The sequence below is a fragment of the Pseudomonas sp. CGJS7 genome (assembly GCF_036961695.1).
This window is the reverse complement of the sequence record NZ_JBAMDI010000199.1, coordinates 1-13,993: the sequence shown is the minus strand read 5'-3', so window position 1 is coordinate 13,993 and position 13,993 is coordinate 1. Positions and strand designations below refer to the sequence as shown.

The 13,993-nt window shown below is 64.2% G+C and carries 14 protein-coding genes; 7 read left to right on the top strand and 7 right to left on the bottom strand.

The window, feature by feature from the left end; genetic code table 11:
• Positions 1-273: 273 nt before the first annotated feature.
• Positions 274-1,338 (bottom strand): AI-2E family transporter, encoded by a 1,065-nt coding sequence (locus tag V7787_RS49955; protein WP_064491216.1) that lies wholly within the window; start codon positions 1,336-1,338, stop codon positions 274-276.
• 132 nt (positions 1,339-1,470) lie between these two features.
• Here V7787_RS49955 and trhP point away from each other — a divergent pair, with 132 nt between their 5' ends.
• The 6 genes from trhP (at position 1,471) to V7787_RS49925 (ending at position 7,415) form a co-directional block, all read left to right on the top strand.
• On the top strand, positions 1,471-2,805 hold the full coding sequence (trhP, locus tag V7787_RS49950; RefSeq protein WP_049587511.1) for a prephenate-dependent tRNA uridine(34) hydroxylase TrhP: 1,335 nt from the start codon (positions 1,471-1,473) through the stop codon (positions 2,803-2,805).
• Positions 2,806-2,886: 81 nt separating this feature from the next.
• A complete protein-coding gene (locus tag V7787_RS49945; protein ID WP_442965377.1) occupies positions 2,887-4,584 on the top strand; it encodes a copper resistance system multicopper oxidase in 1,698 nt (565 codons plus the stop codon).
• On the top strand, positions 4,577-5,461 hold the full coding sequence (locus V7787_RS49940) for a copper resistance protein B (RefSeq protein WP_064491218.1): 885 nt from the start codon (positions 4,577-4,579) through the stop codon (positions 5,459-5,461). Before V7787_RS49945 ends, V7787_RS49940 begins: the two co-directional genes overlap by 8 nt.
• 14 nt (positions 5,462-5,475) lie before the next feature.
• Positions 5,476-5,904: a DUF411 domain-containing protein gene (locus V7787_RS49935; RefSeq protein ID WP_003248913.1), complete on the top strand. Its 429-nt coding sequence runs from the start codon at positions 5,476-5,478 to the stop codon at positions 5,902-5,904.
• On the top strand, positions 5,904-6,341 hold the full coding sequence (locus V7787_RS49930; RefSeq protein ID WP_010953185.1) for a YqaA family protein: 438 nt from the start codon (positions 5,904-5,906) through the stop codon (positions 6,339-6,341). Before V7787_RS49935 ends, V7787_RS49930 begins: the two co-directional genes overlap by 1 nt.
• Before the next feature lie 75 nt (positions 6,342-6,416).
• Positions 6,417-7,415 carry an alpha/beta fold hydrolase gene (locus tag V7787_RS49925; RefSeq protein ID WP_064491219.1) on the top strand — a complete coding sequence of 333 codons (999 nt, stop codon included), beginning with the start codon at positions 6,417-6,419 and terminating at the stop codon, positions 7,413-7,415.
• Between the two features lie 72 nt (positions 7,416-7,487).
• On the opposite strand, the gene V7787_RS49920 is transcribed toward V7787_RS49925, so the two are convergent.
• From V7787_RS49920 to V7787_RS49895, 6 genes are all read right to left on the bottom strand, one after another.
• Complete coding sequence (locus V7787_RS49920; protein ID WP_012053115.1) at positions 7,488-8,069, bottom strand: DinB family protein; 582 nt, start codon at positions 8,067-8,069, stop codon at positions 7,488-7,490.
• A 13-nt stretch (positions 8,070-8,082) separates the two neighbouring features.
• Positions 8,083-9,189: a cell division protein ZapE gene (gene zapE / locus V7787_RS49915; protein ID WP_336094986.1), complete on the bottom strand. Its 1,107-nt coding sequence runs from the start codon at positions 9,187-9,189 to the stop codon at positions 8,083-8,085.
• 43 nt (positions 9,190-9,232) lie between these two features.
• Positions 9,233-10,378 carry a PQQ-dependent sugar dehydrogenase gene (locus V7787_RS49910; protein WP_336094985.1) on the bottom strand — a complete coding sequence of 382 codons (1,146 nt, stop codon included), beginning with the start codon at positions 10,376-10,378 and terminating at the stop codon, positions 9,233-9,235.
• Positions 10,379-10,400: 22 nt separating this feature from the next.
• Positions 10,401-10,718, bottom strand: coding sequence for a hypothetical protein (locus tag V7787_RS49905; protein ID WP_336094984.1), 318 nt, complete (start codon positions 10,716-10,718; stop codon positions 10,401-10,403).
• Between the two features lie 234 nt (positions 10,719-10,952).
• Positions 10,953-11,918 carry an agmatinase gene (gene speB, locus V7787_RS49900; RefSeq protein ID WP_004576768.1) on the bottom strand — a complete coding sequence of 322 codons (966 nt, stop codon included), beginning with the start codon at positions 11,916-11,918 and terminating at the stop codon, positions 10,953-10,955.
• Positions 11,919-11,943: 25 nt separating this feature from the next.
• Positions 11,944-13,023 (bottom strand): extracellular solute-binding protein, encoded by a 1,080-nt coding sequence (locus tag V7787_RS49895; RefSeq protein WP_104887310.1) that lies wholly within the window; start codon positions 13,021-13,023, stop codon positions 11,944-11,946.
• A gap of 102 nt (positions 13,024-13,125) precedes the next feature.
• On the opposite strand from V7787_RS49895, the gene V7787_RS49890 reads away from it, so the two are divergent.
• The coding region (locus V7787_RS49890) for a LysR family transcriptional regulator (RefSeq protein WP_336094983.1) at positions 13,126-13,993 on the top strand (868 nt) is incomplete at its 3' end.

Here is a 13,993-nt window from a genome sequence, read left to right as displayed (position 1 = left end):
GGGTTTACCCGCGAATACGGTAGCGGCGGCAACGGTGAACGCCTGGTGGAAATTGGCCAGCAGACCCGGCCCTTTCGCGGGTGAACCCGCTCCTACACCACGGCCTGTGCCCAACCACCGACCTGTGTCTACCCCCGATCCGGCGTAGGAGCGGGTTTACCCCCGAATACGGTAGCGGCGGCAACGGTGAATGGCGGGTGGTAATTGGCCAGCAGGCCCGGCCCTTTTCGCGGATGAACCCGCTCCTACGGCCGACAAACCTGAGCTAGAACGCTATTGTGGCAATTGCACCCGCGGTTTGGTCGCGGCAAAGATCGCCCAGCTGGAAACGAACAGCGCCGCGATCAATGGGCCGATCACAAAGCCGTTGAGGCCGAACACCGCCAGCCCGCCAAGCGTCGACACCAGGATCAGGTAGTCCGGCATGCGCGTATCCTTGCCCACCAGGATTGGCCGCAACACATTATCCACCAGGCCGATCACCAGCACCCCGAACGCGGTAAGCACCACCCCTTGCAGGATCGCCCCGGTCAGCAGGAAATACGCCGCCACCGGCGCCCAGATGATGCCCGCGCCCACCGCCGGCAGCAGCGACAGAAACGCCATCAGCACCGCCCACACCAACGCACTCGGGATATCCAGCACCCAGAAAATAAAACCTCCCAACGCACCTTGGGTAATGGCCACCAGTACGTTGCCCTTCACCGTCGCCCTCACCACACGATTGAACTTCAACTGCAAACGACGCTTCTGGTGCTCGGGCAGCGGGACGGCCATCCGCACCCGGCGCGCAACTTCCGGGCCATCACGCAGGAAAAAGAACAGCAGGTACATCATGATGCCGAAACTGATCAGAAACTCGAATGTGCCCTGGCCAAAGCTGAACGCCCGGCTGGCCAATACCTGGCTACCCTGGGTTGCCCACTTGGTGATCTTGTCACGCAACCCGTCAAGGTTACCCATGCCCATGTTGTCCAGCCCACGCTGGGCGAATGCCGGGAGCATGTCCTTGCCGCGCTCGACGTAACCGGCAATGTCCAGCTGCCCGCTTTCGATGCGCTGGTACAGCGTGGCGCCCTCTTGCACCAGCAGGGCGCTGATGATGATCACCGGCAGGATCGCCACAAGCAGGCACACCAGCGTGGACGTGGCCGCGGCAAGGTTACGCCGCCGCCCGCAGCGGATCAGCAAGTGACGCTGCAGCGGGGCGAACAGGATGCCGAGGATCACCGCCCAGAAGATTGCGCCGTAGTACGGCAGAAGAATCCAGAAGAAGGCAATGGTCACCAACGCCAAGAGTACTGCCAGGGCCTTGTTCTGTAGCGCGGTTTCGTTCATCGCAGTTCCTCAAATGGCTTATGAGTGATTAGTGCACCGCGCCTGGACAAAAGTGCCGTGCTCACTTGACGCAAATCAATACGCACCTTGTCCATCGACCCTAGCATCCCCGCCTTTTGCCCCGGTGCGCACATGAACCCTACTGCCAAGCCCGAACTGCTGGCCCCCGCCGGCACCCTCAAGACCATGCGCTACGCGTTTGCCTACGGCGCCGATGCGGTCTACGCCGGCCAGCCGCGTTACAGCTTGCGGGTGCGCAACAACGAGTTCGATCACGCCAACCTGGCTCTGGGGATCGAGGAGGCGCACGCCTTGGGCAAGCGCTTCTACGTGGTGGTCAACATCGCCCCGCACAATGCCAAGCTCAAGACCTTCCTCAAGGACCTGGCACCCGTGATCGAGATGGCGCCGGACGCGCTGATCATGTCCGACCCCGGCCTGATCATGCTGGTGCGCCAGCACTTCCCACAGATGCCGGTGCACCTGTCGGTGCAGGCCAACACCGTCAACTGGGCCAGCGTGCAGTTCTGGCAGCAACTTGGCCTGAGCCGGGTGATCCTGTCGCGGGAGCTGTCGCTGGACGAAATCGAGGAAATCCGCCAGCAGGTGCCGGGCATGGAACTGGAAGTGTTCGTGCACGGCGCCCTGTGCATGGCCTATTCCGGCCGTTGCCTGCTGTCGGGCTACCTCAACAAGCGTGACGCCAACCAGGGCACCTGCACCAATGCCTGCCGCTGGAAGTACGACGCCACGCCGGCCACCGAGAACGCCACCGGTGACATCGTGCGCCAAGTGCAGCCCACCCTGGGCCTGGGTGCACCCACCGACCAAGTGTTCCTGCTGCAGGAAAGCAACCGCCCCGGCACTGAAATGCCGGCGTTCGAGGACGAACACGGCACCTACATCATGAACGCCAAGGACCTGCGCGCCATCCAGCACGTCGAGCGCCTGGCCTTGATGGGCGTGCATTCGCTGAAGATCGAGGGCCGCACCAAATCGCACTTCTACTGTGCCCGCGCGGTACAGTCGTATCGCCAGGCGATCGACGACGCGGTGGCCGGGCGACCATTCGACCGCGCCCTGATGGGCAACCTCGAATCCCTGGCGCAACGCGGTTACACCGAAGGTTTCCTGCGCCGCCACGTTCACGACGAGTACCAGAACTACCAGCGCGGCAACTCGGTGTCCGAGCGCCAGCAATTCGTAGGCGAACTGACTGGCGTGCGCGTCGACGGCCTGGCTGAGGTCAAGGTGAAGAACCGCTTCGCCGTGGGCGACCATCTGGAACTGATGACCCCGCGCGGTAACTACCACTTCGACCTGCACCGCCTGTGCAACCGCCAGCAGCACGCCATCGAGGTCGCACCGGGCGATGGCCATGTGGTGTATCTGCCGATCCCGGAACAGGTTGCCCTCGACTACGGCCTGCTGATGCGCGATCTGCGCATCGACGAAGCAGCAAGCTGACAGCACTGTAATGTGCACCTCAGCTACCTGACAGCAGGCGGCAGCGAACATCGTGGCTCTTCCGCATGAGGCCACGCCATGTTGCGCAACCCCTCCCGCCGTACGTTTGTCAAAGGCCTGAGCGCCGCCAGCACGCTGGCGGGCCTGGGGCTGTGGCGCCCGCTGGCCCAGGCCGCCGAAGGCCGAGATCTGGCCGGCCAGCATTTCGAGCTGTTCATTGGCCAGACCCCGGTCAACATCACAGGCCGGCCGCGTACCGCACTGACCGTCAACAACAGCCTGCCCGGCCCACTGCTGCGCTGGCGCGAAGGTGACACCGTGACGTTGCGCGTGCGCAACCGACTGGCGCAGGACACCTCGATCCACTGGCACGGCATCATCCTGCCGGCCAACATGGACGGCGTGCCTGGCCTGAGCTTCGCTGGCATCGAGCCCGGCGGCGACTACCTGTACCAGTTCACCCTGCGCCAGAGCGGTACCTACTGGTACCACAGCCATTCGGGGCTGCAGGAGCAAGCCGGGGTATACGGGGCAATCGTGATCGAGCCACGCGAGCCCGAAACGCACCGCTACCAGCGCGACCATGTGCTGCTGTTCAGCGACTGGTCAGACCAGGCACCGGAACACCTGATGGCGACGCTGAAGAAGCAGTCCGACGCGTACAACTTCCACAAGCGCACGGTTGGCGACTTCATCGATGACGTGGCCGAAAACGGCTGGAGCCCCACCGTCGCCGAACGCACGGCCTGGGCGCGCATGCGCATGAGCCCAACCGACCTCGCCGATATCAGCGCCGCCACCTACACCTACCTGCTCAACGGCCAACCACCACAAGGCAACTTCACCTGCCTGTTCCAGCCAGGCGAAACCGTGCGCCTGCGGCTGATCAATGCCTCAGCCATGACCTACTTCGACTTCCGCATCCCTGGGCTGAAGCTGACGGTGATCGCCGCCGACGGCTTGCCGGTAACCCCTGTGAGCGTGGATGAACTGCGCATTGCCGTGGCAGAGACCTACGACGTGCTGGTGACCGTGGGTGACCAACCCGCCTACACCCTGTTCGCCCAGAGCATGGACCGCACCGGCTTCGCCCGCGGCACCCTGGCCCGTGCGGCCGGGCTGCAGGCACCGGTGCCTGCCCCCGACCCACGCCCAGTGCTGAGCATGGAGGACATGGGCCACGGCGGTATGGATGCGATGGCGGGCATGAACCACGGCAGCATGGCCGGCATGGGCCACGCCGCCATGTCAGCAATGCAGCAACACCCGGTCAGTGAAACCGGCAACCCGCTGGTGGACATGCAGACCATGGCACCGCGTCCAAACCTTGCCGATCCTGGCATAGGCCTGCGTGACAATGGTCGCCGCGTGCTGACCTACGCCGACCTGCGCAGCCCCTACCCCGACCCGGATGGCCGCCCGCCATCGCGTGACATTGAGCTGCACCTGACCGGCCATATGGAGCGCTTCGCCTGGTCGTTCGACGGCATCAAGTTCAGCGACGCCGAACCGCTGCGGCTGACCTACGGTGAGCGCGTGCGCATCACCCTGGTCAACGACACCATGATGACCCACCCCATCCACCTGCATGGCATGTGGAGCGACCTGGAAGACGAGCATGGCCAGTTCCTGGTGCGCAAGCACACCGTCGATATCCCGCCCGGCAGCCGACGCTCCTACCGGGTGACTGCCGACGCGCTGGGCCGCTGGGCCTACCACTGCCACTTGCTCTACCACATGGAGACCGGCATGCTCCGCGAGGTACGCGTCGATGAATGACACCCGCAACCGCAGCATCGTGGCAGGCGTGGCGCTGCTGACCTTGCTGGCCAGTGAACGGGCGATGGCCGCGGGTTCCGAACACACGAACCACGGCCAGATGGGCCATCAGGCCATGCCTATGGACCATGAAAGCATGGGCCATGACCAGCCTTCCCTCAGCCAGCCTCGCACGCCCCTGCCTGTCATCACCGACGCCGACCGCCGCGCCGCCTTCCCGCCATTGCCAGGGCACCAGGCGCATGACCGGGCGCTGAACTGGGCAGTGATCGTGGACAAGCTCGAATACCAGAACTTCGAGAGCAGCAGTGCCCTGAACTGGAACGCCACCGCCTGGGTCGGCGGCGATATCGACCGTTTGTGGCTGCGCACCGAAGGCGAACGCGAACAGGGCAAGACCCACAAGGCCGAGCTGCAGGCGCTGTGGGGCCATGCCGTGAGCCCGTGGTGGGAACTGGTGGCCGGTGTACGCCAGGACTTCAAGCCTGCCAGTGGCCAAACCTGGGCCGCCTTCGGCATCCAGGGCACACCGTTGTACGGCCTGGAGCTGCAAGCCACCGCCTATGCAGGCGAGCGGCAACAGACCGCGCTGCGCCTGGAAGCCGCTTACGCTATGCTGCTGACCAACCGCTGGATACTGGAGCCGACCCTGGAGGCCAACCTCTACGGGCGCAACGACGCCGGCCGCGAGCAAGGCGCGGGGCTGGCCGACAGCGAGGTGGGCCTGCGCCTGCGCTACGAGATCACGCGCGGCTTCGCCCCCTACGTCGGGCTCAGTTTCAACCGCCTGCACGGCTCGCGTGCCAACCAGGCCCGAGAAGACGGCGAAGATCTGGGCCAGACCCGCCTGCTCGCCGGTATCCGCCTGCGTTTTTAAAGGAGTGCTTCACCATGCTGCGCAAACACCTGCTGACCCTGAGCCTGCTGGCCGTCACCGGCCTGGCCCAGGCCGCCGAGACCATCGACGTCTACCGCGACCCCAACTGCGGCTGCTGCAAGGCCTGGATCAGCCACCTGCGTGACAACGGTTTTACCGTCAACGACCACGTCGAGCCAAACATGAGCGCCGTCAAGCAACGCCTCGGCGTGGCGCCACGCCTTGCGTCGTGCCACACCGGGGTGATCGACGGCAAGTTCGTCGAAGGCCACGTGCCGGCCGAGCAGGTGCGCCTGCTGGCCAAGCGCAACGACCTCAAGGGCCTGGCGGTGCCGGGCATGCCCATGGGCTCGCCCGGCATGGAGATGGGTGACCACAAGGATGCCTACCAGGTCATCGGGGTGACCCAGGATGGCCAGGACACCGTGGTCGCCAACTACTGATGCTCAGCCTGGGGGCGCTGTTTCTCAGCGCCTTTGGTGCCGCCACCCTGCTACCGCTGCAATCGGAGGCCGTGCTGGTCGGCCTGTTGCTGCGCCAGCCCGAGGCCTGGGCGACCCTGCTGCTGGTAGCCACCCTGGGCAACGTGCTCGGCTCGGTGGTCAACTGGCTGCTGGGCCGGGCCATCGAGCACCTGCGCGACAAGCGCTGGTTCCCTTTCAGTGCTGCCCAGCTGGCGCGTGCGCAGCAGCGCTACCAACGCTGGGGGCAATGGTCGCTGCTGCTCAGCTGGATGCCGGTGATCGGCGACCCGCTTACGCTGATCGCCGGGATAATGCGTGAGCCATTCTGGCGCTTCCTGTTGCTGGTGACCCTGGCCAAGGCTGGCCGCTATGCGGTGCTTGCGATGATTACCCTGGGCTGGTTTCACGCCTGGTAACACCTTTCAGGTTTCGCGTGGTCCACTGCCTGTTACAGTCGCCCCATTCAACCCGGCCCTACACGGAGTGCCCCCATGCTGCGCGCAACCGCCCTTGCCCTGGCCTGCCTTGCCAGCAGTTCGGCCATCGCTGCCGAGTCGCCTACCTACGGCCCCCAGCTCGAAGGCTTCAGCTACCCGCACCCCCTCAAGCATTTCGACTTCAAGTCCCAGGGCCAGGCCCTGCAGATGGGCTACATGGACGTGCCCGCCCAGGGCCAGGCCAACGGCCACAACGTGGTGCTGATGCACGGCAAGAACTTCTGCGCCGCCACCTGGGAAACCACCATCGACGCCCTTAGCAAGGCCGGTTACCGGGTCATCGCGCCCGACCAGGTCGGTTTCTGTACGTCGAGCAAACCGGCGCATTACCAGTACAGCTTTCAACAACTGGCCGACAACACCCATGCCCTGCTCGAACAGCTGGGTGTGAAGCAGACCATTGTGCTCGGCCACTCCACCGGCGGCATGCTCGCCACCCGCTATGCGCTGATGTACCCCCAGCAGGTGGAACGCCTGGCAATGGTCAACCCGATCGGTCTGGAAGACTGGAAAGCCCTGGGGGTGCCCTACCGCACCGTGGACCAGTGGTATGCCCGCGAACTCAAACTGGATGCCGAAGGCGTACGTGCATATGAACGCAAAACCTATTACGCCGGGCGCTGGAAGCCTGAGTACGAACGCTGGGTGCAGATGCTGGTGGGCTTGAACAAAGGGCCGGGGCATGAAGCGGTGGCGTGGAACTCGGCGCTGATCTACGACATGATCTTCACCCAGCCGGTGTACCACGAATTCAAGCACCTGCAGATGCCGACCCTGCTGCTGATCGGCGACAAGGACACCACGGCCATCGGCAGCGATATCGCGCCGCCGGAGGTAAAGGCCAAGCTGGGCAACTATGCAGAGCTGGGGCCGCAGGTGGCCAAGCTGATACCCAAAGGTGAGCTGATCACGTTCGAAGGCATGGGGCACGCGCCGCAAATCGAGGAACCGGTGCGGTTCAATCGCACCCTGGTCGAATGGCTGGGCAAGTGAGCCAATGATTGGCCCCTGTGGCAGCGTACGCTTTTGTACTTTGCACAAGACCGCTGCTGCCACAGGGTGCCATTACACTTTCCAGACCTGCTCTTCCGTCCAGCCCAGCTCGGCAAAGTCACCCGCCCGCAACTCGGCCTCTTCCTCGCAGAAAAACTCATCCAGCTGTGGTGGCCTGACCGCTGTATCACTGAGCATCGCGTGCACCTGCCCACGGTGATGCACCTGATGTTCGAACAGATGCGCCAGCAAACGCAGCCGCTGCTCGCGTTGCACCCGATCAGGCCGCACGACGCTCACATAGCGGCCCAGGTCGCCATCACTCAGCCCCCGGCAGTAGGCGATCAAACGGTGATCAGCCTGGGCCTGCTCGGCATGCAGGTCGGTGCAGGTGGCAAACGGCTGTTCCGGGTCGAAAAAGCGTTCGCCGTCGGCATCGGGCTGCTCGCCGCGCTGCTCGCACTCGAGCATATGCAGGTAGAACCAATCCACCGTGAGCAAATGGTTGAGGGTGGCCTTGATCGACGGGAAGAAGCTGCAACGCGGGGCGACGAACTCGTCCTGGGTCAGTTGCAGGCAGGCCTTGTACAGGCGGTGGTTGGCCCAGCCATTGTTATAGGCCTGGGTCAGCAGATGATGCGATAACGGCTGCATGGTCGGCTCCTTTTCAGGCGAAGCGTTGCAGTTGCATCTCCCGTAGCCGGCTCAGGGTGCGCTGGTACGGGAACGCCAGATACCCTTGAGTGTAGAGGGCATCGAGCGGCACCTGTGCCTCCAGGTACAACGCCACCCGGCGGTCATAGCATTCGTCGACCAAGGCAATGAAGCGGCGAACCGCATCGTCCTTGAGTGACAGCGCCGGCAATTCACGGTCACCCGCCACGACCCTCGCCGCGCCATCCTCGGTGCCACGGGCAATCCGCCCCGCCCGCTGTTCCCCGCCCAGCGCCGGAATGCCGGAGACCAGAATCGAGGGAAAACGGTCGCACAAGGCCATGAACTCCATGGCCGCCAAGGGTTGATCGCACAGATCCGTGAAACGACACCAGATAGCCTGCTCACTGCGCCGCACGACGTGAATGTGCCTTGAGCCAATAATCAAGGGCTGATCCGTGCCGGCGTCTTTGGGGCTGAGCTGGCGAAACACCTCGGCCAACGGGCTGGCCTGCCCTGCCTCGGCTACCCAATAGCGATGCCGCGCTTCACCGGGGTGCAGGCGGTGATCCTGCTCGCCCGCTACCGGCAGGACCTGCATGTGACGACCAATGGCGGCGATGGCCGGCAGGAACCGCTCGCGGTTGAAACCATCGCGGTAGAGCTGCTCGGGTGGCTGGTTGGAAGTGGCAACAATCACCACGCCGTGATCGAACAATACCTGGAACAGGCGGCCGAGGATGATCGCATCACCGATGTCGTTGACGAACAGTTCATCAAAGCACAGCACACGGATTTGCCGCGCCAGCTCCGCCGCCAGGGCCAATAGCGGGTCGGCGGTGCCGTTGAGCTGGAACAGGCGTTGATGCACCCAGGCCATGAAGTGATGAAAGTGCTGGCGCCGGCTCGGCATGCGCAGACACTGGTGGAACTGGTCCATCAGCCAGGTCTTGCCGCGCCCGACCGGGCCCCAGAGGTAGAGGCCCTGGGTGGGGCGGCCCTGCTCGAGGGACTGGAAGCAGGCTTGCAAGGCCTCGACGACGCGGGCCTGGGCGGGGTCAGCGACGTAGCCCCGAGTGCTCAGGGCGTGCTGGTAGAGGGTTTGGGGGTCGATGGCCATGGCCGCATTCTACCCGACTGTCACCCCTCGGTGCAGGCGCGCGTCAGTCGGCCAGGCCGACCTTGAGTAGCGCGCCGTCCTTGTCATCGGTCAGTACATACAGGTAACCATCTGGCCCCATCCGCACATCACGGATACGTGCCTTCAGGTCACCGAGCAACCGCTCTTCGTGCACCACCTTGTCACCCTCCAGTTGCAAGCGGATCAATTCCTGCGTGGCCAGCGCCCCTATGAACAGATTGTGGTCCCAGGCCTTGAACGTTGGGCTGTCGTAGAACGCCATACCGCTGATACCCGGTGACTTTTCCCAGACATGGTGCGGGTCGACCATGCCGTCCACATGCTCGCCCTTGGCCTCGGGGATTGGCAGCAACGAGTAGTTGATGCCGTGGGTCGCAATCGGCCAGCCATAATTCTTGCCAGGCTTTGGAATGTTGATTTCATCACCACCGCGCGGGCCGTGTTCGTGGGTCCACAGTTGGCCGGTCCAGGGGTTGAGCGCGGCGCCTTGCTGATTACGGTGGCCGTACGACCAGATCTCCGGGCGCACGTTGTCCTTGCCGACGAAGGGGTTGTCTTTGGGCACTTCGCCGTCCGGCAGAATACGCACGACCTTGCCTTGCAACTTGTCCAGGTCCTGGGCAGTGGGGCGTTGGTTGTTCTCGCCCAGGGCGATGAACAGGTAGCCGTCGCGGTCGAACACCAGCCGCGAGCCGAAGTGGTTACCCACCGACAGCTTGGGCTGCTGGCGGAAGATCACGGTGAAATTCTCCAGCCGGGCGCGGTCTTCGGACAGCTGCCCGCGGCCGACTGCAGTACCGGCCTTGCCGTCACTGCCCTCCTCGGCGTAGGACAGGTAGACGGTGCGGTCCTTGCCGAACTCCGGTGACAGCGCCACATCCAGCAAGCCGCCCTGGCCTTCGGCCCAGACCTTGGGTACACCGCTGATCGACGGGCCAACCTTGCCTTCGGCATTGACCAGCCGCAGGTTGCCGGCGCGCTCGGTCACCAGCATGTCCTTGCCACCGGGCAGGAAGGCCAGGGCCCAGGGGTTGCGCAGGCCATCGGCAAGCGTGTCGACGACCAAGGTACCTTCTTCGCTGGGGAACCGCTGTTCGGCCGCTGCATGCGCCCACAGTGGCAGTAGCGCGGCGGCGGTCAGGGTGGCTAGCCAGGGTGCTCGAAGCATGCCGGATTCCTTTCAAGTGGGCTTAAGGCGCACGTGGGTTGTCGCGCGGTGGCCGGGTGGGTTCCAGGTTCGGGGTTTGCTGCTGACGACGCAGGTTGTCACCGTTACCGATGCCGGGGTTGTCCAGGGTGGGTGGGCGCTGGTACGGGTCGGTGGACGGGCCACGTACCGGTGGCGCAGCCGGCATGCTGCCTTGACGGCTGTTGGGGTTGGCCCGCTGGATCGGGCTGTTGTAAGGGTTGTTGTTGCCGGCAGCACGTTGCACGGGCTGCTGCGCAGCCGCGTGCGCGGGCAGGCACAAGGCCAGGCCGAGGGCCAGGATAGGCAATGTCGGGGTCATGCTTCACCTCCTGTACGAAAATGCCGCGCCTAGTGGGTTTGATAGCCTAAGGCGCGAGGGGTTCGCGGCAAAAGTGTGAATGCGGGTGGAGATGATTCCTGATGTTTCAGTATGGGCCGCGGAGGGCTGCTTTGCAGCCATTCGCGGGCGCGCCCGCTCCCACGGTCACCCACAGATTTCTGGCCCTGTGAGACACGTGTGGGAGCGGGCTTGCCCGCGAATGGCCACAAAAATCTACTGGCCGTTGTCCACCTTGTGCCGCGCCGCATACAGGCACAGCATCTCCATGGCCAGGGTTGCCCCGGCCAAGGCGGTGATATCGGCATGGTCATAGGCTGGCGCCACTTCCACCAAGTCCATGCCTACCAGGTTGATGCCACGCAGCCCACCCAGAATCTCCAGCGCCTGCACCGTGCTCAGCCCGCCACACACCGGCGTTCCGGTACCGGGCGCGTAGGCCGGGTCGAGGCAGTCGATGTCGAAGGTCAGGTACACCGGCCGCTCGCCCACCCGCTGGCGAATCGCTGCAATCACCGCCTCTGTGCCCTGGCGGTGCACTTGCCTGGCGTCGAGAATGGCAAAGCCCTGGCTGTCGTCATTGGTCGTGCGCAGGCCAATCTGCACCGAGTGGGCGGGGTCAACCAGGCCTTCGCGGGCGGCATGCCAGAACATGGTGCCGTGGTCGATGCGCTTGCCCGCCTCGTCCGGCCAGGTGTCACTGTGCGCATCGAAATGGATCAGCGCCAGCGGGCCATGGCGGCGGGCGTGAGCCTTGAGCAGCGGGTAGCTGATGAAGTGGTCGCCACCGAGGGTGAGCATGGCGCAACCCGCCTGCAGAATGTGCTCGGCATGGGCCTCGATGCTGTCCGGTACCGACTGCGGCGTGCCGCTGTCGAAGGGGCAGTCGCCATAGTCGATCACCGCCAGGTGGTCGAACGGGTCGAACGCCCACGGCCAATGGCGGGCCCAGGCCTGCTGGACCGAGGCCGCACGGATCGCCCGCGGGCCGAAGCGCGCGCCGGGGCGGTTACTGGTGGCCGTGTCGAACGGCACACCGCTGACCACCACATCCACACCGCGCAAATCGCGGCTGTAGCGGCGGCGGGAGAAACTGACAACACCGGCGTAGGTGCTTTCTGCGGCGGTACCATACAGGCTATCGCGGGTCATGGCCTGGTCATTGCTTGCGGCTTGGTCCACGGTCGGGCTCCTTGATTGTCATGGGCTACTGCCGGCTGCGGAAGGCGGTCCACAGACGGTTGCGTTGGCGCAGGTCGGCCAAGGCCATGCTGCGGTCGGCATACAGGCGCTGACGCACCTCGGCCGACGGATAGATATCCGGGTCGTTGCGCACCGCTTCGTCCACCAGCGGCGTGGCAGCCTGATTGGCATTGGCGAAGAACAGCGTGTTGGTCAGCGCTGCCACCGACTCTGGCTTGAGCATGAAGGCGATGAACGCCCGTGCGGCCTCGGGGTGCGGGGCGTCCTTGGGGATGACCAGGTTGTCCTGCCATACCAGCGTGCCTTCACGGGGGATGCGGTAGATCACCTCGAACGGCTTGCCGGCACGACGGGCCTGGTCGGCGGCCATCGCGGCATCACCGTTGTAGGTCAACGCCAGGCACACGCTGCCATTGGCCAGGTCGTTGATCTGCCGGCCGTTGGCAACGTAGCTGATCGACGGCTGCAACTGGCTGAGCAGGTTCTGCGCGGCAGCCAGGTCATCCTTGTTCTGGCTGTAAGGGTCCTTGCCCAGGTAATTCAGGGCTACGCCGATCACCTCCTGGGGCGAGTCAGGCAAAGCGATGCCGCAACCCTTCAGGCGGGTGGCGTACTCGGGCTTGAACAACAGGTCGAGGCTGTCCAGCGGTACATCGCCAAGGCGCTGGCGTACTGCCTCCACATTTACCCCAAGGCCCAGCGTGCCCCAGGTGTACGGCACAGCATGGCGGTTGCCGGGGTCAACCTCGGCCAGTTTGCCCAGTAGGTCCTTGTCGAGGTTGCCATAACCAGGCATGGCCTGAGCGTCCAGCGGTTGCAGGGCATTGGCCTTGAGCGCCCGGGCCAGCACGGTGGATGACGGCACCACCACGTCGTAGCCGCTACCACCGGTCAACAGCTTGGTTTCCAGCACTTCGGGGGTGTCAAAGGTGTCGTACCGCACCTTGTAGCCCGTTTCCTGTTCGAAGCGCTGCAGGGTTTGCGGAGCGACGTAATCGGCCCAGCTGTAGAGGTTGACGACCTTCTCTTCGGCCTGCAGCGGCAGGGCCAGAACCAGAGACAAAAGGCACAACGATTGACGCATGGCGGACACCTCGGTAAATGGGTGGATGCCGCGAGCATGCCAGCCGGGTTACATTGCACCAATGACAAGTTTGCAAAGCTGACATTCATCAGGAGCAATGTAATGCTCGGACAAGTGCACGATCCCGACCTGCACCTGCTGCGGCTGTTCGTCACTGTAGTCGAGGCAGGTGGCTTCAGCGCCGCTCAAGGCGTGCTGGGCCTGAGCCAGCCCACCATCAGCCAGCGCATGGCGCAACTGGAGGCACGCTTGGGTTACCGCCTGTGCAGCCGCGGCAAGGGTGGTTTTCGCCTGACGGAAAAAGGTGAATTGCTATTGGAGGCGGCGCGTGGGCTGCTGCTGAACATCGAGCAGTTTCGCCAGCAGACCAACGGCGTTGCCGGGCGATTGCTGGGGACTGTGCGCATAGGCATGGCGGAAAATCAGGACAAGGCGGTGAGCCTGAAACTGGCGGCGGCCATTGCGGCATTTCGCAGGCGAGAGGAATCGGTGCAACTGGAGCTTGTCAGTGCACCGCCGGCGGAGCTGGAACGGCTGTTGCTGGAGCAGCGGCTGGACTATGCCATCAGCTATTTTTCCGGCAACCAGGCGGCCTTTGATTACCAGCCCTTGTTCGCGGAACGACAGCGGCTGTATTGCGGCAGGGGGCATGTGCTGTATGGCAAAACGGATGTTGGGCTTGAGCGGTTGCTGGACATGGACCAGGTGCGCCATCCGTACCGTTTTCTCAAAGGGGGCGAACCGTTCCAGAGCAGACGCAGCACGGCAGTGGCGGAGCAGATCGAAAGCGTGCTGACGTTCATTCTGTCTGGTCGGCATATTGGCTACTTGCCATGCCATTGTGCACAGGCCTGGGAGGCCGAGGGGCTGTTATGGGCACTGGACCCTGAGCTTGATTTTGGGGTGCCGTTCACCCTGGCCCGGCACCGGGCACAGGGGGTTGGCGAGGCAGCCCATGTATTTGCGCAGG

What these genes read in the sequence shown, in the direction of transcription:
- V7787_RS49895 (WP_104887310.1), bottom strand. Translation starts at nt 13,023, where the DNA reads ATGCGTCAATCGTTGTGCCTTTTGTCTCTGGTTCTGGCCCTGCCGCTG.
- V7787_RS49905 (WP_336094984.1), bottom strand. Translation starts at nt 10,718, where the DNA reads ATGACCCCGACATTGCCTATCCTGGCCCTCGGCCTGGCCTTGTGCCTG.
- V7787_RS49925 (WP_064491219.1), top strand. Translation starts at nt 6,417, where the DNA reads ATGCTGCGCGCAACCGCCCTTGCCCTGGCCTGCCTTGCCAGCAGTTCG.
- trhP (WP_049587511.1), top strand. Translation starts at nt 1,471, where the DNA reads ATGAACCCTACTGCCAAGCCCGAACTGCTGGCCCCCGCCGGCACCCTC.
- V7787_RS49910 (WP_336094985.1), bottom strand. Translation starts at nt 10,378, where the DNA reads ATGCTTCGAGCACCCTGGCTAGCCACCCTGACCGCCGCCGCGCTACTG.
- V7787_RS49955 (WP_064491216.1), bottom strand. Translation starts at nt 1,338, where the DNA reads ATGAACGAAACCGCGCTACAGAACAAGGCCCTGGCAGTACTCTTGGCG.
- V7787_RS49940 (WP_064491218.1), top strand. Translation starts at nt 4,577, where the DNA reads ATGAATGACACCCGCAACCGCAGCATCGTGGCAGGCGTGGCGCTGCTG.
- V7787_RS49930 (WP_010953185.1), top strand. Translation starts at nt 5,904, where the DNA reads ATGCTCAGCCTGGGGGCGCTGTTTCTCAGCGCCTTTGGTGCCGCCACC.
- zapE (WP_336094986.1), bottom strand. Translation starts at nt 9,189, where the DNA reads ATGGCCATCGACCCCCAAACCCTCTACCAGCACGCCCTGAGCACTCGG.
- V7787_RS49935 (WP_003248913.1), top strand. Translation starts at nt 5,476, where the DNA reads ATGCTGCGCAAACACCTGCTGACCCTGAGCCTGCTGGCCGTCACCGGC.
- V7787_RS49920 (WP_012053115.1), bottom strand. Translation starts at nt 8,069, where the DNA reads ATGCAGCCGTTATCGCATCATCTGCTGACCCAGGCCTATAACAATGGC.